Below are 18,215 nucleotides of genomic sequence, written 5' to 3'. Positions count from 1 at the left end.
TATGAAGAAGTTGAGCTTGATCCTGGGCTGCCTGTTGCTGTTCGCAGGGTTTGCCCAAGCCGCAGAAAGACCGCTGATCCGCCTCGGCGCCCGGGTGTTCACCGAGCAGACACTGCTGGCGGAAATCACCGCACAGTATTTGCGCAGCAAGGGCTACGACGCGCAGGTCACCGGCGGCCTGGGCAGCACCCTGGCCCGCAGTGCCCATGAGACCGGGCAATTGGACTTGCTCTGGGAATACACCGGCGTGTCACTGGTGTCCTACAACCATGTCACGGAAAAACTCGACAGCGCCCAGTCCTACGCCCGGGTGAAAGAACTCGACGCCAAAAAAGGCCTGGTCTGGCTCGCGCCGTCGAAATTCAGCAACACCTTCGCCCTGGCCCTGCCGGAAAAAATTGCACAGAAATACCCGCAGATCAATTCCATCAGCCAATTGAACACGGTGCTGCAGGCCGAGTCGGATAAAAATCACTTGGTGGCCCTGGACACCGAGTTCGCCAACCGTTCCGACGGCCTGGCGGGCATGGTCGAGCAGTACGGCATGAACCTGACCCGCAAGAATATCCGGCAGATGGACGCAGGCCTGGTCTACACCGCCCTGCGCAACAGCCAGGTGTTCGCCGGCCTGGTCTACACCACCGACGGCCGACTCAACGCCTTCAAGCTGAAGCTGCTGGAAGACGACAAGCATTACTTCCCCGACTACACCGCCGCGCCAGTGGTGCGCCAGGCGTTCCTCGAGGCGCACCCGCAACTGGCCGCGCAGCTCAAGCCCCTGGCCGAACTGTTCGACGATGCAACCATGCGCCAGCTCAACGCCCGCGTGGACGTCGATCATGAAAGCCCCTCCGCCGTTGCCGCCGATTTCCTGCGCCAACATTCGCTGCTCTCAACCCAATGACCTGGAGGAAAAGCCATGGATTTTCTTGACGCCTTTTCCCATCTGGACTGGCCGCTGGTGCTGCACCTGACCTGGCAGCACATCACCCTGGTGGGCATCGCCGTGACCCTGGCAATCGTGGTCGGCGTGCCGCTGGGTGTCTTCATGACCCGCTTCCCGGCGCTCGCCGGCCCCTTGCAGGCCAGTGCCACGGTGCTGCTGACGATTCCGTCAATCGCGCTGTTCGGCCTGTTGTTGCCGTTCTATTCCAAATTCGGCCAGGGCCTGGGCCCGATGCCGGCGATCACCGCAGTGTTTCTCTATTCGCTGCTGCCGATCATGCGCAACACCTACCTGGCCTTGACCGGCGTCGAACCGGGCATCCGTGAGGCCGCTCGCGGCATCGGCATGACCTTCGCCCAGCGCCTGCGCATGGTCGAACTGCCCATCGCCGTGCCGGTGATCCTGGCCGGCGTACGCACCGCCGTGGTCATGAACATCGGCGTCATGACCATCGCCGCCACCATCGGCGCCGGTGGCCTGGGCGTGCTCATCCTCGCTTCCATCAGCCGCAGCGACATGTCGATGCTGATCGTCGGCGCCGTGTTGGTCAGCCTCCTGGCCATCTTCGCCGACCTGCTTCTGCAATGGCTGCAACGCTCGCTGACCCCAAAAGGATTATTGAAATGATCGAACTTCAGAACCTCAGCAAAACCTTCAAGAGCAACGGCAAAGACGTCAAGGCCGTGGACTCGGTGAACCTGATCGTCAACGAAGGCGAGATTTGCGTGTTCCTCGGGCCGTCGGGCTGTGGCAAGAGCACCACGTTGAAGATGATCAACCGGTTGATCCCGCCGACCTCGGGCAAGGTCTTGATCAACGGCGAAGACACCACCGGCCTCGACGAAGTGACCCTACGCCGCAACATCGGCTACGTGATCCAGCAGATCGGTCTGTTCCCGAACATGACCATCGAGGAAAACATCACCGTGGTCCCGCGCCTGCTGGGTTGGGACAAGCAGAAATGCCACGACCGTGCCCGCGAATTGATGAGCATGATCAAACTCGAACCCAAGCAATACCTGCACCGCTACCCCCGTGAATTGTCCGGCGGTCAGCAGCAGCGGATCGGCGTGATCCGTGCGTTGGCGGCCGATGCGCCGCTGTTGCTGATGGACGAACCGTTCGGCGCAGTCGACCCGATCAACCGCGAGATGATCCAGAACGAGTTCTTCGAGATGCAACGGGCGCTTAACAAGACCGTAATCATGGTCAGCCACGACATCGACGAGGCCATCAAGCTGGGCGACAAGATCGCGATCTTCCGCGCCGGCAAGCTGGTCCAGTGCGATCACCCGGACACGCTGCTGGCGCACCCGGCCGACGAGTTCGTCAGCAACTTCGTGGGCCAGGATAGTACGCTCAAGCGGCTGTTGCTGGTGAAGGCCGAAGACGCGGCGGACAACGCCCCGTCGGTCAGCCCCGAGACGCCGGTGGCCGAGGCGCTGGAGTTGATGGACGAACACGACCGGCGCTACGTGGTGGTCACCTGTGCCGAGAACAAGGCCCTGGGTTACGTCCGCCGTCGCGACCTGCACCGCCAGACCGGCACGTGCGGACAATACCTGCGCGAGTTCAACGCCACCGCCGCCTACGACGAACACCTGCGGATCCTGTTGTCACGCATGTACGAGTTCAATCGCTCGTGGCTGCCGGTGCTGGACGCCGAGCGGGTGTTCCTTGGCGAAGTGACCCAGGAATCGATTGCCGAGTACCTGAGCTCCGGTAAGTCTCGCGGGGGCAAGACCAGTATTGTTTCGCCCGCCGAAATAGCGTCCACCTGACGCTTATAACTGGACCCGGAGCACCTGGGAAAACAACCATTGCGGACTGAGCTTGGTGAACACCGAATAGTTGATCTCTACGGTTCTGCCCTTGTTTTTCGATACCCAGTTCGGGTCAAGAACAAAAAGGTTGGGTCTACCGGCCGTCACCAACTGGTGGGGCGTATCAAGAATGCTCTCTCCCACGGCTCGTACGCGCAAGGTCGAGCCGGACGGAGCTGGAGCGTTGACCGTAACGGTCCGCGACGAGTAACTGGGCGCCGAAAGAAACAACGCCTGGGGATCAATCGTCAGAAAACGCGTCCCGGACTCCAGGGTTTCACCGGTGCCGCTTTTCGTGATGGTGTAGCTCACCGGGACGATGAGCCCGATGCTATCGATCACCTCGGTGCGGGGAATCTGCACCTGTTTGTTTGCCGGGAGGTCGCCATACACGACCGGCGGGCTACGGTACGGCACGCGGCCTCCCCAATGAATGCTCAAGCTATCGGCGGCCGCAATGCCATCGATGGGTAATTGCACGCTGAGATATTCATCTCGATAGATATCGCGGGTGTTTAGACGGTCGCCAGATTCGGCGCTGTAAGCCTTGGGGACGGTGGGCGCGACCAAAACAGGTGTAGGGATAACCGCAGAGACAGCTTGGTCCGTCTTCACATATTGGAAACTGAAATGACCTTGTGGGTTGGCGGGCAATGTGACCCGAACGATAGGGACAAAGAGGCCGTTGGTGCGCTCATGAAATTTCTTTTGGTCGGTCCTGGAAGCTTCCAGATCGTTTGAGCCAGAGATCCAGAAGAATGCCTGGATAGGCAGCGGTGCCGGGTTTCTTTCCGCCCAGGCTTCGATTCGAAGTTCGTTGTGATCCTTGAAGTTGTACGCAGCGCCTCCGGCATCGAGTTCAACAAGCTTTCTGACTTGCAGTCCCGCATTGAAGTTAGCCACCGCTTGCTCATTCAACGCATCATTGACCATCCAGGCGCAACTGGCAGGATTTCCGTAACCCACCCTTCGAAAATGAACCAGCCAGGCCTTGGCAGTGAAAATATTCTGTTCATTGCAGGGCTTGCTCAAGGGGTAGACAAACTGAGTGATACTGTCACGGCAGCCTCGAGCGCCCGGTTTACTGCGATAGACCGTGGCGCCATCGTAGGGGAAATAACAGAGGATCGAGGGCCTTATCTTTCCCTGTGGTGCGTGAAGGGTGGGATAAAAAATATAGCCATGCCGGGCGTCGTTGTTGCCCCAAGGCGCAGCACCAAACTTGGCGTCGGCCCTCAGGTAGGAAAACGAAACCGCACCGGTCGTCCTGGAAAATTCGCTATGGTCCCAAGGATCGAAGTTTCCTGCGTAGGTGGTGCGCGCTACGACACCTGAACATAAAAATGCCGGAGCCGTGGCAGAACCGCAGTTAACCGCAGTGTCGTAATAGCTGCGGGTCAAGGCAGCCGCCGTCGCTTCCCCTGATTGCGCGGTCTTATCCACCAGCGCTTCGCCAAAAGAAAGCGGAGAAAGACAAAAACCCGCCAGCAGTATCAACATCCTCTTTGATTCTTTACGAATAAAATTTGTCATGTTCTCTCCGTGATTCCGGACAGGCCAACAGGCTATCCCAGCCTTTTAATGAGGATTGCACCGGTTATCACCTGGCAACTTCATAATCACGTCATGGGCAACGTAGGGACGCGCGGGCTCAAGGCTCCACATCGATTTATTCTCGGCAATGTCGGGGGAATCAAGATGACATGCCAGCTGCCGGCGCATGCTGCTGCCCATGTTGTCGAAACTCCAGTCCTTGCGATTCGGGTCAAGGGCAGCAGCCTTGATCGCCAACTCGGCCAGGACGACGTTGGTTTTCCCTACGCCGGCTTTTCTACCGCACGCCGTAGGCGTGATCTTGAGTGATGAAGTTTTCCCAAGGACGGGCTCTATATAATTGTTATCCCACTCGATCTTTTCTATGTAGTTGTCGCAGGAACGACTGTCCACGGGGGGTTGAACCTGCTGATCGACGGAAACGTAAAGAAATTTCGCGTCTTCAGCGATCGAGTTCGGAAATTGTATTTTGACGATGGGCCTCCAAGTATTACCTTGCTCCACCCAACGGCGTTGATCATCTCGTGCGAGATCACGCGCGGTATACGTTTTCGTAGTTCTGTCAATATAATCCACACCACTTTCATAAATAAATGCGGCAATGGGAAGTTCCAGATACGTGGCCTTCGCCGAGTCACCATCACTGGCGACGAACGCATCAAACTTCACCCGTTCGCGGCTGCTCCAATCCCTTTTCCAGTATTTATTATCCGGCCAGGTTTCAATTCGCAGCTCCGTCTGGGTATGTATCGCATCGCCCTTTTCATCAGGATCGGTGGCAAGAATTTTCCGTGCTTCGATAAAGGTGTTGAATGCATCGGCCTTGTTATAGGTACCAAAGTAGTCTTTCGTGGTATCGAAACCGCATTGAAATTTATGTGCCTTGGTCGCCTCAGGATCCCGGGTTTGCCGGTTATAGTGCTCCATCCACGCCTTGGCATTGCTGATACTCAGTTTCTGGCAATGGTCCTCGACGACGCCCAGTGTATTCGCCTTCTCCTGGTAGTCACCACAACCGCTATTGGTTCGGTCATTCGTCCAGGAATCGATAGGAAAGGCACACAGCACTTTGATTTTGAACTGGGTCTTTTCATCCACAAAATCGTTTGGCGTAAAGGCAAAACCGTTGAACCTAAGCATGCCTAGCCCGTTGAACTCTGCATCTTTTCTTAAATATGAAACCGATGTGCCACCCGCCGCAATACCCGTCCCCCCAGCCTCAAGACTATGTGAAAACGGACTGGCATCCCACGGCAAATAACTTTGTTTACTGGCGATACCTCGAAGTATTAGCCCAGAGCAATCAGACGCCAGCCTGCCGCTTCCACAATCCCGTGCGGTCAATCGATACCAGTATTCCATCAATTTGGCGGTATCAGTGCCTGGATCTGCCTGTAACAGGCTGGAAGCTGATACAACCCCCAAAAACAAAGACGTATTTATTAACTGTATGACCCGACGCTTGCACATGATCTCTCCTAGCGCGCTTCGCGCTCAACTCGGCCAGCATTAAAAACCCGCTCAATAAAACTGCGCACTTGGACAAAATCCAAATACCTGCTCCATTGAGCGCTGGAAAAATCCGGCCTTCATTGTTCGGTAGTCACTTCGACGCGCCTACTGTCAGAACTTACAGTTCATAGAACTTATCTAAACGTTTTCCTCATAACCAACCGATCATTTATCAACAAACGAACTGAGGGAAGCGTCGAGGCACCATGGTCTATGCCGCTAATTAATGCGCTTGGTTGAACGCAGGAGCGGCGCGTCTTTTTTGAAAAATGCGGACGGCTCGATAGTCTAAAAACATCCGGGTATTTCAAAAGCGCCTAACGAAGTAGTCGCAATGTCCGCCTGATCGCGCTTTTCAGGGCGGCTTCGCCACCCAGCGGGAGCAAGCTCCCTCGCCACAAGAGCATGCGTGAAACCGATCCGAGGGAACGTCAATCTGTCACGCTGGTCGGTTACATCATGAGCTGTCGCGGGCCGCACGACGGAGACGTGCAAAAACGCGACATTTTTAGTTGATCTCAGGCCCCTCACGCCCTAAAGTTCGCGCCGAACGTCCATGCTGGAAACGATCCATCCGGCTCAAGTACTGACGACGAGACAGCAAGGCCAAGGGAATCAAGCGTCCCATGGCCTTTTTGCTTTCGGCGACATGCCTTGGGAAGTAGGCGAACCAAAGTGGGGATACGGAGGACGTTCACGAGGGCTGCTTGCCCTCACACCCATTGATCCTGATGTTTGCCAGTAGGAGTCCCAAGTATGTCGATCCAGGTCGAAGATTATTTCGCGCGCGAAACTTTCCAGAAAATGAAAGCGTTCGCCGACAAGCAGGAAACCCCGTTCGTGGTGATCGACACCGCGATGATCTCCCAGGCCTATGACGACCTGCGCGCCGGTTTCGAGTTCGCCAAGGTCTACTACGCCGTCAAGGCCAACCCGGCGGTGGAAATCATCGACCTGCTCAAGGGGAAAGGCTCGAACTTCGACATCGCCTCGATCTATGAGCTGGACAAGGTCATGAGCCGTGGCGTCGGCCCGGAGCAGATCAGCTACGGCAACACCATCAAGAAATCCAAGGACATTCGCTACTTCTACGAGAAGGGTGTGCGCCTTTACGCCACCGACTCCGAAGCCGACCTGCGCAACATCGCCAAGGCCGCGCCGGGCTCGAAGGTCTATGTGCGAATTCTCACCGAAGGCTCGACCACCGCTGACTGGCCGTTGTCGCGCAAGTTCGGCTGCCAGACCGACATGGCCATGGACCTGCTGATCCTGGCCCGCGACCTGGGCCTGGTGCCGTACGGCATTTCGTTCCACGTCGGCTCGCAACAGCGCGACATCAGCGTCTGGGACGCGGCCATCGCCAAGGTCAAGGTGATCTTCGAGCGTTTGAAGGAAGAAGACGGCATCGTCCTGAAGCTGATCAACATGGGTGGCGGCTTTCCGGCCAACTACATCACCCGCACCAACAGCCTGGAAACCTACGCCGAGGAAATCATCCGCTTCCTGAAGGAAGACTTCGGTGACGACCTGCCGGAAATCATCCTGGAGCCGGGCCGTTCGTTGATCGCCAACGCCGGGATCCTGGTCAGCGAAGTGGTGCTGGTGGCGCGTAAGTCCCGTACCGCTGTCGAGCGTTGGGTGTACACAGATGTGGGCAAGTTCTCCGGCCTGATCGAAACCATGGACGAAGCCATCAAGTTCCCGATCTGGACCGAGAAGAAAGGCGAGATGGAAGAAGTGGTCATCGCTGGCCCGACTTGCGACAGCGCCGACATCATGTATGAGAACTACAAGTACGGGTTGCCGTTGAACCTGGCCATTGGTGATCGCTTGTATTGGCTGTCGACCGGGGCCTATACCACCAGCTATAGCGCGGTGGAATTCAATGGTTTCCCGCCGCTGAAATCGTTTTACGTGTGATGCGTTTGGGCGTTTGAGCTCGTAGTCCTTGCCCTGTTGCGTAATAAAAAACGGCGCTTTTCAGAAATGGAAGGCGCCGTTTTTTTCCGCTCGTACTCCGATCCAATGGTGGGAGCGAGCTTGCTCGCGAAGGCGGTGTCCCAGTCGGCGAAAATGTTGGATGTACCGGCCTCATCGCAAGCTCGCTCCCTCAGGATTTCGTCGCCTGCCCGTTCATGCAAATGATCGAGGCTTTTAGGTGTGTTTATGAATGCTTCTCGATAACACACGGCATAATGCACGCCGTGATGAACAGTAAATGAACAAGGCAGGCGACGTGTTGAAGAAAACCCTGTTCCAGTTGCACTGGTTCTTCGGCATCAGTGCCGGGCTGGTCCTGGCGTTGATGGGCATTACCGGGGCGGTGGTGTCGTTCCAGGATGAAATCCTGCGGGCCTTGAACCCGCAGGTGCTGACGGTGGCGAAGCAACCGGCCGGCGTCCTGCCGCCCGCCGAACTGGTGGAACAGATCGAAGCCGCCGCCGGTAAGACCGTCGCCATGCTCTGGGTCGAGACCGACAGCGGTAACGCCGCGCGGGTGATCTTTGCGGCGCCCCCCGGGGAAAAACGCGGCGCCATGCGCTATTTCAACCCCTACACCGCACAATTCATGGGTGAGGTGACCGGCCAGGATTTCTTCGGCCTGATGCTCAGGCTGCACCGCGTCCTGACCCTGGACGACGTGGGTCGGCAGATCACCGGTGCCTGCACGCTGATCCTGGTGTTCTTCTGCCTGTCCGGGTTGTACCTGCGCTGGCCGCGCCAGTGGAAAAACTGGCGCGCCTGGCTGACCCTCGATTGGCGAAAAAAAGGCCGCGGCTTCAATTGGGACCTGCACTCGGTGGCGGGAACCTGGTGCCTGCTGTTCTATTTGCTGGCGGCACTCACCGGACTGACCTGGTCCTACGAGTGGTACAACAAAGGCGTGACCCGCCTGCTCTCCGATTCGCCGGAAGAGGAACGGGTGCGCAATCGCGGCCCGGCGCCGAGCGGTCCACTTCCCGTGGCTGATTATCGGGCGATGTGGAGCAGCATCTACAGCGCCGCCGGCCCGGGCCTGTCCGCCTACAACGTGCGCATGCCGCCGATGGCCGGGCAACCGGCGACCGTGTTCTATCTGCTGGAAAATTCGCCCCACGACAGGGCACTGAACCAGCTCATCCTCGACCCGGCCACTGGCGTCGTCAGTCGGCACAGCCGCTACAGCGACAAGAGCCTCAAGGCACAGTTGCTCACCAGCGTCTATGCCCTGCATATCGGTAGCTATTTCGGCTTGGTCGGGCGGATCCTGGTCACCGTGGCCGCGCTGACCATGCCGTTGTTCTTCATCACCGGCTGGTTGCTGTACCTGGACCGTCGCCGCAAGCAGCGCCAGGCCAGAAACGCCCGCCAGGCCCTGAGCGCCAACCCGACCGATGCACCGGCCTGGCTGATCGGTTTCGCCAGCCAAAGCGGTTTCGCCGAGCGACTGGCCTGGCAGACCGCCGGCCAACTCCAGGCCGCCGGCTTGCCCGTGAACGTCCAGCCACTGGCCGGTGTTCGTGAGCAAGACCTGAACAACGCCACCCACGCGCTGTTTGTCGTCAGCACCTTTGGCGACGGCGAAGGCCCGGACAGTGCCCGCGGTTTCGAACGCAAGGTCTTGGGCCAGGCCTTGAGCCTGGAGCGCCTGCAGTATTCGGTGCTGGGCCTGGGCGACCGCCAATATGAACACTTTTGCGGCTTCGCCCGGCGACTGCACGCCTGGCTGGCGGAACACGGCGGCAAGACCCTGTTCGCGCCGGTGGAAGTCGACAGCGGCGACCCTTATGCCCTGCGTCACTGGCAACAACAACTGGCCGAACTGACCGGCCACGCGCCCGCGCAGACCTGGCAGGCCCCTCGTTTTGAAAACTGGACGCTGAGCCAACGCACCCTGCTCAACCCCGACAGCAGCGGCTCGGGCGTGTACCTGCTGGGCCTCACCGCCCCCGGGCCGAGCAGTTGGCTGGCCGGTGACCTGGTGGAAATCCTGCCGCGCAATGACCTGTCGGCCATCGAACACTTCCTCGATGGCCTCGGCCTCGCCGGCCACGCGCGCGTACAGGTCGATGGCCTGCCCCAGAGCCTCGACCAGGCCCTGGCGACGCGCCAGTTGCCGGAAAACCGCGCTCATCTGGTCGGCCTGCATGCCCAGGCCCTGGTGGATGCGCTGGCACCGCTGGCGATACGCGAATACTCCATCGCCTCGATCCCGGCCGACGGCATGCTGGAGCTGATCGTGCGCCAGGAACGCCACCCCGACGGCAGCCTGGGCGTCGGTTCCGGCTGGTTGACCGAGCACGCAGCGCTGGGCAGCGCCATCAGCCTGCGACTGCGCCGCAACAGCAGCTTCCACCTACCGGCCCAGGGTGTACCGATGATCCTGCTGGGCAACGGCACCGGCCTGGCTGGCCTGCGCAGCCTGCTCAAGGCGCGTGTCACCGAAGGCATGCAGCGCAACTGGCTGCTGTTTGGCGAACGCAATCGCGAGCACGATTTCCACTGCCGTGATGAGCTGCAGGAATGGGTGACCTCCGGCGACCTGGAACGCCTGGACCTGGCGTTCTCCCGGGATCAGAAGCAGAAGATCTACGTCCAGGACCGCCTGCTGGAATCGGCCGCGCTGCTCAAGCAATGGCTGGCCGACGGTGCGGTGATCTATGTCTGCGGCAGCTTGCAGGGCATGGCCTCCGGGGTGGACCACGTGCTCAACAGCGTGCTGGGGCGCGAGGCCGTGGAACGGCTGATCGAGCAGGGGCGGTATCGGCGGGATGTTTACTGAGGGGCCCCCTGCCAGGGCACTACCCCCTGTGGGAGCGAGCCTGCTCGCGATAGCGGAGTATCAGACAGCATTTTGTCGACTGACACACCGCTATCGCGAGCAGGCTCGCTCCCACAGGAGATACCTAAAGCCAAACAGTCAAACTGGCTGCAACTTCTTCTCGAACACCGCCACGCCCTCCAGATCCCGCAACACCACGCCCATTTCCCCGCTCTGCCCGTCGATGTTCACCTCGCCAAAGAACTGATACCCGGCGAATGGCGAGGTGTTCTGGGTCGCAGGGGCTTTCTGAAACACCACCTCCGGGCCGAAGGTCTTGTCCAGGGCGTTGGGCCCGAAGCTGCCGGCGTTCAATGGCCCGGCGACGAACTCCCAGAACGGTTCGAAATCCTGGAACGTGGCCTGTTCAGGGTGGTAGTGATGGGCGGCGCAATAGTGAACGTCGGCGGTGAGCCAGACGTAGTTGCGCACCTGATGCTTGCGCAGGTAACCGAGCAGTTCGGCGACTTCCACTTCGCGCCCCTGGGCCGCGCCCGGGTCACCATTGGCGACCGCTTCCCAGCGTGGCACGCCGGGGCTGACCTCGCCATCCGGCACACCGAGGCCGATGGGCATGTCGGCGGCGATGACTTTCCACTGGGCCCGGGACTGCTTCAACTCGCGCTTGAGCCAATTCAGCTGCTCACGCCCCAGGAACGGTTTGGCCGCGCCGAGGTTGGCGTCGTTGGCTTCGCGGTAGCTGCGCATGTCCAGCACGAACACATCCAGCAGCGGCCCGTAACCGAGCTTGCGGTAGATGCGTCCGCCGCCGTCGGCCTTTTGCCGGCGCATCGGTGCGTATTCCAGCCAGGCCTGGCGCGCACGGCCCACGAGGCTGTGGATATCCTTGGTCTGGTAGCGCTCGTCCAGTTGCTTGCCCGGCGACCAGTTGTTGACCACCTCATGGTCGTCCCACTGCCAGATCTGCGGCACCTCGGCATTGAAACGGCGGACGTTTTCGTCCATCAGGTTGTAGCGATAGTTGCCACGATATTCATCCAGGGTTTCGGCGACCTTGCTCTTGGCTTCGGTGGTGAGGTTGCGCCAGATGCGACCACCCTCCGTCGTCACCTGCGCGGGCACCGGGCCGTCGGCGTAGATGGTGTCGCCACTGTGGATAAAGAAATCCGGCAGGCGCAGGCGCATGGCTTCGTAGATGCGCATGCCGCCGATGTCCGGGTTGATGCCGAAGCCCTGGCCGACCGTGTCACCGCTCCAGACAAACCGGATGTTGCGCTTGAACTGCGGCACGCTGCGCAGATGACCGAGCCAGGGTTCGCTGGCGACACCGCTCTGGGCGTCTTCGAAATGCACCCGGTAGAAAATCGCCTGGTCGCGGGGCAGCCCGGTGAGTTCGACCCGGGCGGTGAAATCGCTGCGGGCATCGACCATGGGTGAGACGAAGCGGCGGGGATTGCCGAACTTGCTGCGGGTGTCCCACTCCACCACCATCCGCGCCGGACGGTCGCTGCGGCTCCAGATCATCGCCCGGTCGCCCTGCAAATCGCCAGACTGCACACCGTCGGTGAGCACCGGCCGATCCTTGACCGAAGCCATCACCGCCGGCGCCAGCCCCGGCAACAACAACCCCGCCCCCACGGCTTGCATCACACGACGACGGCCCAGGTCGAATTCGCTCATGGTGTTCTCCCTTGAAATGGGAAAACTTAAGCATGGGAGTGTGAAGTGGGTGTGACAGGATTTCACGCCCCCCCAAAATCAACTGTGGGAGCGAGCTTGCTCGCGATGGCAGGGTGTCAGGCAACCTATTTGTCGACTGATACACCGCCATCGCGAGCAAGCTCGCTCCCACAGGGGAAGCCGGAATGGGCTCAGGCCTTGGCCGGCTCCAACGCCATCTCTACCACCTCAGGTCGCTTGAGCAACGCATACGCCACCGCCGTCAGCAGGCTCCCCGCCACGATCGCCAGCAGGTACAACAGCGCATGGTTGATGGCGTTGGGGATCAGCATCACGAACAGGCCGCCGTGGGGGGCCATGAGCTTGCAGCCGAAGTACATCGACAGCGCACCGGTCAGCGCGCCGCCGGCGATGCTGGCCGGGATCACCCGCAGCGGATCCTTGGCCGCGAACGGGATCGCCCCTTCAGAGATAAAGCACAGCCCCAGCACCAGCGCCGCTTTGCCGGCCTCGCGTTCGGTCTGGGCGAATTTGCGCCGGGCGATGAAGGTGGCAATGCCCAGGCCGATGGGCGGCACCATGCCTGCAGCCATGGCCGCGGCCATCGGTGCATAACTCTGGGACGCCAGCAGCCCCACGGAAAATGCATAGGCGGCCTTGTTGATCGGCCCGCCGAGGTCGACGCACATCATCGCCCCCAGCAACACGCCCAACAGGATCGCATTGGTGGTGCCCATGCTGTCGAGGAAGTGGGTCAGGGCTTCGAGCATGCCCGCCACCGGTTTGCCGACGATGTAGATCATCACCAGGCCGGTGAACAGGCTCGCCAGCAGCGGAATGATCAGGATCGGCTTGAGCGCTTCCAGGCTCTGGGGCAAGCGCGCGTAGCGATTGATCGCCTTGGCCGCGTAGCCGGCCAGGAACCCGGCGATGATCCCGCCAATGAAGCCGGCGCCGAGGGTGCTCGCCAGCATCCCGCCGATCATGCCCGGGGCCAGGCCCGGACGGTCGGCGATGGAATAGGCGATGTAGCCGGCCAGCAGCGGCACCATCAATTTGAACGCGGTTTCGCCGCCGATTTGCATCAGCGCCGCCGCCAGGGTTCCCGGTTCCTTGAAGGCCTCGATGCCGAACACGAACGACAAAGCGATCATCAAACCACCGGCCACCACCATCGGCAGCATGAACGATACGCCCGTCAGCAAGTGCTTGTAGGCACCGCTTTTTTCCGCTTTCGCCGGCCCCGAAGCGGCGCCACTCGCCGCGCTTTCCTGGCGACCTTCGGCCAAGGCTTTTTTCAGCGTGGCTTCGGCCTGTTTCAAGGCGATGCCGGTGCCACAACGATAAATTTTCTTGCCGGCAAAACGTTCGGTGGCGACTTCGATATCGGTCGCCAGCAGTACCACATCGGCCTCGGCGATCGCCTCGGGGCTCAACGGATTACGCGCGCCCACCGAACCCTGGGTTTCGATCTTCAGGTCGTAACCCAAGCGCGCCGCCGCCTGCTGCAAGGCTTCGGCGGCCATGAACGTGTGGGCCACGCCAGTCGGGCAAGCCGTGATCGCCACCAGGCGTGGAGCGCGCTCGGTCGGAGTCGCCGGTTCTTGCGCGAACACGTCGGCCTCGCCCAGGACCTCAGCTTCTTCGGCGCCACGACGCAGCACCGCATCAACGTCCTGGAGGGCCAGGGCCGGCGTACTGCGAAACACCCGCTTGCCAACGAACCGCGACAGGTCCACCGGGCCGCTCGCGACGAGCAACACCCACTCGGCCGCTTCGAGGGTCGCCGCCGACAACTGGCGCTCCGGATGGGCCGCATCATGGACTTCGACACTGGTGCTCCAACCCTGGCGCTGCGCCGCGGCGTCCAGCAGGCGGGCGCACAACACACTGGTAACCATGCCGTTCGGGCAGGCCGTCACAATGGCTAATTTCATCTTGCGAACCCTCTTATTGTTCTGTCAGGGGGCGCACGCGCACACCCTGTTCAAGCGACGCCAGCAACGCGGTGTCGTGGATGCCAAAACCGATCTGCGTGACGGCCATGGCAGCGATGGCCGTGGCGGTGCGCAGCGTCTGCTCCGGGGTATCGGCACTGAGCAGGCCGTGCAGCATGCCCGCCAGCAGCGAATCGCCGGCGCCCACGGTGCTGGCAACCGTCACCTTGGGTGGCGAAGCATGCAGCGCCGAACCGACACTGAACCAGTTCACACCCTCGGCACCGTGGGAAATCACCACGTGCTCGACACCCTGGGCATGCAGGCGCTGCGCCGCTTGCGCCTGGGCCGCTTCGCTGACCACCTCGCAACCCAGCGCATCGGCCAGTTCCTCGGTGTTCGGCTTGATCAGCCACGGCCCCGCCGCCAGGGCGACGCGCAAGGCTTCGCCGCTGGTGTCGAGGGCCACGTTCAGGCCGAGTTTTTTCAGGCGCAGGATCAGCGCCCGCAACCACTGTGGGCTGACGCCCCGGGGCAAGCTGCCGGCCACCACAACCACATCGTGCCCGGGAGCGATTTGTTCAAGGCGCGCCAGCAACGCTTGCTGCGCGGCTTCGTCGACCATCGGCCCCGGGCCATTGAGATCGGTGATACGTCCGTCCTGCTCGGCCAGCTTGATGTTGCTGCGAGTCTCGCCGGGGACACGGATAAAGGCGTCGACAAAACCACGCTGGGCAAACAGCGTCTCGAACACTTGGGCATTGTCTTCGCCCAAAAAACCACTGACCGTCAGCGTATGGCCAAGATCGGCCAACACCTGGGCTACGTTCACGCCCTTGCCGGCGGCGTGGGCGTGCATGCCGTCGCTGCGGTTGACCTGGCCCGGCTCCAGGCGCGCCAACTCCACCGTGAGGTCGAGCGCCGGGTTGAGGGTCAGGGTAAGAATCTTCGCCATTACAGCGCCTCCACTAATGCGCGCACGTCATCGGCGCTGCCCACGGCCAGAGCCTCTTGGGCCAGGGTTTGTACTTGCGCCAGGCTCAATTCGCGGACCCGCGCCTTGACCTCGGCAATGCTGCGGGCCGAGACACTCAGTTCGTCCACACCCAGGCCCACCAGCACCGGCACCGCCAGCGGATCGGCCGCCAGCTCGCCACACACACCGACCCATTTGCCATGGGCATGGGCGGCGCGCACGGTGATGTCGATCAGTTGCAGCACGGCCGGGTGCAAACCATCGGCCTGGGCCGACAGGGTCGGGTGACCGCGGTCGATCGCCAGGGTGTATTGCGTCAGGTCGTTGGTGCCGACGCTGAAGAAATCGACTTCCTTGGCGAGCACCGGCGCCAACAACGCGGCGGACGGCACTTCGATCATGATCCCCAGTTGCAGGTCTGCCACGGGGATTTCCCGGCGCAGGCGCTCGGTCATGTCCCGGGCCTGGCGCCACTCATCGACGCTGCCCACCATCGGGAACATGATCCGCAGCGGACGGCTGTCCGCCGAGCGCAACAAGGCCCGCAGTTGCGCTTCCATGACCTGCGGACGCTGCAATGTCAGGCGGATGCCACGCACGCCGAGGAACGGGTTTTCTTCTTTCGCGATCGGCCAGTACGGCAGCGGCTTGTCGCCGCCCACATCCAGCGTACGCACCACCAGCGGCCGTCCGGCCAGGCCATCGAGCACCTTGCGGTATTCGGCTTCCTGGGTCGCTTCGTCCGGCGCCTGGGTGTGAGCCATGAAGATCAGTTCGGTGCGCAACAGGCCAATGCCTTCGGCGCCCTGCTCCACCGCGCTGGCGACGCCGGCGCTTTCGCCTATGTTGGCGAACACTTCCACGGCATGACCGTCACGGGTCACCGCCGGTTCGTGACGCTGCTCGGCGGCGATCTTGAGGCGCTGTTCGCGGGTGTCGCGTTCTTCCTTGGCGCGCTGCAAAGTGGCGGCGTCTGGGCCCACGTGCAGGCGACCGCGTTGGCCATCCAGCAGTAAAGATGTGCCCGGCGCCAGCAGCAGCACCGCCGCACCGGCGCCCACCAGCGCCGGAATGCCCAGGGCGCGGGCGACAATGGCGCTGTGGGCGGTGGCGCCACCACGGGCGGTGAGGATCCCCGCCACGCGAGCCGGGTCCAGACGGGCGACATCGGACGGGCCGACTTCGTCCATCACCAGAATGTAGGGTTGTTCGGGTTCAGCCGGGGTTTCGATGCCGCACAGCTGCGCCAGTACCCGACGGCCAACATCCCGCAGGTCGGCGGCACGTTCGGCCAGCAAGGCGTCCTGCAAGGCTTCCTGCTCTTTGGCGGCGGCTTCGATCACGCCCATCCACGCCGCTTGGGCACTCTCGCCCAGCTTCAAGCGGGTGTCGACTTCGTCGGTCAGTTCCGGGTCGTCGAGCATTTCCTGGTGGGTGATGAAAATCTCGCGGATGGCCTTGGCCTTGGCGCGTTCGATCAAACCCTGGATATCGCGGCGCACTTGGTTCAAGGCGTTTTGCAGGCGCTCGCGCTCGATGGCTGCCGACTCACCGCGCATCGGATAATCGATGGCCTGCAACACTTGGATGTGGGCCGGGCCGATAGCGATGCCCGGGGCGGCGGCGACGGCCTGGATCAGGCTGCCGGCTTCGGGTGCCAACATGACGGTCGCGACTTCGGCCATTGCGGTTTCCCGCGGCGCACTCGGCGGCGGCAGCGGTTCGACTTCTTCGCCCAGGCCTTCTTCGATGGCCGCCAGCAGCGCCGGCAAGGCATCGGCGGCAATGCTCGGCTCGGCGATGAATTCCAGGACCTGGCCGCGACGGGCGCCCAGGCTCAGCAACTTGCTCAGGCTCTTGGCCGACACGGCGCTGTCCTGGCCGTCGACGATGCGCACGCGGATCTCGCCTTCGAAGCTTTTCGCCAATTGGGCGAGGATCTTCGCCGGACGCGCATGCAGACCATGGGCATTGGCCAGGCCGATGCGCGCGCTGGGCCAGTCGGCGGGTAATTCACCGCCGAGCACTTCCAGCACTTTGCGGCTGCTGGTGGCGCGGCCCAATTCGTGGCCGCGGCCTTCGATCAGCAGGGCGCAAAGCCTTTCCAGCAAAGCCTGGTGGGCCTCGCCGAGGCTGGCGAGGCAGAACAGACCGCTCAACGGTTGGCCCAGGTAACGGATGGGTTTGTCCGGGGTAACGAACGCCAGGCCCGGGCGCTTGACGGTCTGTTCGCTGTGCAGCCACCACAAGCCATCGCCCAGGGGCAGCGCATCGACTTGCTGCAACACGCCGGCAAAGCCGTTGCTCACGCAGTCGGCCTGGCGCAACAACCGAGCGCCGCGCCATACCAGTTCTTCAAAATCGTCAGCAGACACACCGAGGCCGATCATCTGGGCATCCAGGGCCAATTCCTGGGGCGCACCTTGCAGCAGCTTCAGCAAGGCTTCGGCGGAACCGGCACGGCGCAGGGCCTGGCCCAGGTCCGTCTCGCCGAGGGCGCGGGTCAGCAGTTGCAGCAGGCGCAGGTGTTCGTCGGACTTGGCGGCGATGCCGATGGCCAGGTAGACAATCTGGCCATCGCCCCAGTCCACGCCTTCGGGGAATTGCAGCAGGCGCACGCCGGTGGAATAGACCAGGTCGCGGGTCTGCGGGGTGCCGTGGGGGATGGCAATACCTTGGCCAAGAAAGGTCGAACCCTGGGCTTCGCGAGCCTGCAAGCCGGCGAGGTAACCCTCGGCTACCAGGCCATCGGCCACCAGTTTGTCGGCGAGCAATTGCAGTGCAGCGTCTTTATCCACAGCCGTCTGCGCCATGGATATCTGCTCTAGAGTGAGCTCGAGCATGCTTTCTCCTTTTTGGCGTCCGGTTGGCGCCAGGTATTGTTTTGAATGAATCAGCTTAGCGTTGCAGGACAGCTTTTGGCGGTATCGCGGCAGAGCGACCAAAAATTCTGCTAGCCTTGAAAATACGCTTGCTGAAACGTTTAATCTAGAAAGATTGGCACGTTACTCGATAATCTCTCATC

General features: G+C 61.4%; 11 protein-coding genes. 5 read left to right on the top strand and 6 right to left on the bottom strand.

Annotated elements, in window-relative coordinates:
• The first annotated feature begins 1 nt into the window (after position 1).
• Genes ACLH0I_RS05180 through ACLH0I_RS05170 form a run of 3 tightly spaced genes read left to right on the top strand, consistent with a single transcriptional unit; the run spans position 2 to position 2,727 of the window.
• On the top strand, positions 2–904 hold the full coding sequence (locus ACLH0I_RS05180) for a glycine betaine ABC transporter substrate-binding protein (RefSeq protein ID WP_411386484.1): 903 nt from the start codon (positions 2–4) through the stop codon (positions 902–904).
• 15 nt (positions 905–919) lie between these two features.
• Positions 920–1,573: an ABC transporter permease gene (locus ACLH0I_RS05175; RefSeq protein ID WP_411386483.1), complete on the top strand. Its 654-nt coding sequence runs from the start codon at positions 920–922 to the stop codon at positions 1,571–1,573.
• Positions 1,570–2,727 (top strand): betaine/proline/choline family ABC transporter ATP-binding protein, encoded by a 1,158-nt coding sequence (locus tag ACLH0I_RS05170; RefSeq protein WP_411386482.1) that lies wholly within the window; start codon positions 1,570–1,572, stop codon positions 2,725–2,727. Before ACLH0I_RS05175 ends, ACLH0I_RS05170 begins: the two co-directional genes overlap by 4 nt.
• A 3-nt stretch (positions 2,728–2,730) precedes the next feature.
• On the opposite strand, the gene ACLH0I_RS05165 is transcribed toward ACLH0I_RS05170, so the two are convergent.
• Positions 2,731–4,302 carry a hypothetical protein gene (locus tag ACLH0I_RS05165; RefSeq protein ID WP_411386481.1) on the bottom strand — a complete coding sequence of 524 codons (1,572 nt, stop codon included), beginning with the start codon at positions 4,300–4,302 and terminating at the stop codon, positions 2,731–2,733.
• A gap of 45 nt (positions 4,303–4,347) precedes the next feature.
• On the bottom strand, positions 4,348–5,793 hold the full coding sequence (locus ACLH0I_RS05160) for a DUF2599 domain-containing protein (protein WP_411386480.1): 1,446 nt from the start codon (positions 5,791–5,793) through the stop codon (positions 4,348–4,350).
• Positions 5,794–6,591: 798 nt separating this feature from the next.
• Between ACLH0I_RS05160 and ACLH0I_RS05155 the strand changes: the two genes are divergently transcribed.
• Complete coding sequence (locus tag ACLH0I_RS05155) at positions 6,592–7,755, top strand: type III PLP-dependent enzyme (RefSeq protein ID WP_186706001.1); 1,164 nt, start codon at positions 6,592–6,594, stop codon at positions 7,753–7,755.
• A 316-nt stretch (positions 7,756–8,071) separates the two neighbouring features.
• The gene (locus ACLH0I_RS05150) at positions 8,072–10,597 is read left to right on the top strand and encodes a PepSY domain-containing protein (RefSeq protein WP_411387462.1); all 2,526 of its coding nucleotides are present in this window, start codon (positions 8,072–8,074) and stop codon (positions 10,595–10,597) included.
• Positions 10,598–10,735: 138 nt separating this feature from the next.
• Here ACLH0I_RS05150 and ACLH0I_RS05145 read toward each other — a convergent pair whose 3' ends face one another.
• The 4 genes from ACLH0I_RS05145 to ptsP all read right to left on the bottom strand — a co-directional run bounded on the left by ACLH0I_RS05145 (position 10,736) and on the right by ptsP (position 18,033).
• Positions 10,736–12,277, bottom strand: coding sequence for an alkaline phosphatase D family protein (locus ACLH0I_RS05145; RefSeq protein ID WP_411386479.1), 1,542 nt, complete (start codon positions 12,275–12,277; stop codon positions 10,736–10,738).
• Positions 12,278–12,468: 191 nt separating this feature from the next.
• Positions 12,469–14,214 (bottom strand): PTS fructose-like transporter subunit IIB, encoded by a 1,746-nt coding sequence (locus ACLH0I_RS05140; protein ID WP_411386478.1) that lies wholly within the window; start codon positions 14,212–14,214, stop codon positions 12,469–12,471.
• Positions 14,215–14,227: 13 nt separating this feature from the next.
• Positions 14,228–15,169: a 1-phosphofructokinase gene (pfkB, locus tag ACLH0I_RS05135; protein WP_411386477.1), complete on the bottom strand. Its 942-nt coding sequence runs from the start codon at positions 15,167–15,169 to the stop codon at positions 14,228–14,230.
• A complete protein-coding gene (gene ptsP / locus ACLH0I_RS05130) occupies positions 15,169–18,033 on the bottom strand; it encodes a phosphoenolpyruvate--protein phosphotransferase (protein WP_411386476.1) in 2,865 nt (954 codons plus the stop codon). The genes pfkB and ptsP overlap by 1 nt, the downstream gene beginning before the upstream one ends.
• Positions 18,034–18,215 lie beyond the last annotated feature (182 nt).

The sequence above is a fragment of the Pseudomonas sp. MPB03 genome (assembly GCF_046605385.1).
In the GTDB taxonomy this organism is placed as follows: Bacteria; Pseudomonadota; Gammaproteobacteria; order Pseudomonadales; family Pseudomonadaceae; genus Aquipseudomonas; species Aquipseudomonas zanjanensis.
This window is presented reverse-complemented; position numbering and strand designations above follow the sequence as displayed.

Excerpts from the sequence above, each read along its gene's own strand:
- ACLH0I_RS05140 (WP_411386478.1), bottom strand. The coding sequence starts at position 14,214 with ATGAAATTAGCCATTGTGACGGCCTGCCCGAACGGCATGGTTACCAGT.
- ACLH0I_RS05155 (WP_186706001.1), top strand. The coding sequence starts at position 6,592 with ATGTCGATCCAGGTCGAAGATTATTTCGCGCGCGAAACTTTCCAGAAA.
- ptsP (WP_411386476.1), bottom strand. The coding sequence starts at position 18,033 with ATGCTCGAGCTCACTCTAGAGCAGATATCCATGGCGCAGACGGCTGTG.
- ACLH0I_RS05175 (WP_411386483.1), top strand. The coding sequence starts at position 920 with ATGGATTTTCTTGACGCCTTTTCCCATCTGGACTGGCCGCTGGTGCTG.
- ACLH0I_RS05180 (WP_411386484.1), top strand. The coding sequence starts at position 2 with ATGAAGAAGTTGAGCTTGATCCTGGGCTGCCTGTTGCTGTTCGCAGGG.
- ACLH0I_RS05160 (WP_411386480.1), bottom strand. The coding sequence starts at position 5,793 with ATGTGCAAGCGTCGGGTCATACAGTTAATAAATACGTCTTTGTTTTTG.
- ACLH0I_RS05165 (WP_411386481.1), bottom strand. The coding sequence starts at position 4,302 with ATGACAAATTTTATTCGTAAAGAATCAAAGAGGATGTTGATACTGCTG.
- ACLH0I_RS05170 (WP_411386482.1), top strand. The coding sequence starts at position 1,570 with ATGATCGAACTTCAGAACCTCAGCAAAACCTTCAAGAGCAACGGCAAA.
- pfkB (WP_411386477.1), bottom strand. The coding sequence starts at position 15,169 with ATGGCGAAGATTCTTACCCTGACCCTCAACCCGGCGCTCGACCTCACG.
- ACLH0I_RS05145 (WP_411386479.1), bottom strand. The coding sequence starts at position 12,277 with ATGAGCGAATTCGACCTGGGCCGTCGTCGTGTGATGCAAGCCGTGGGG.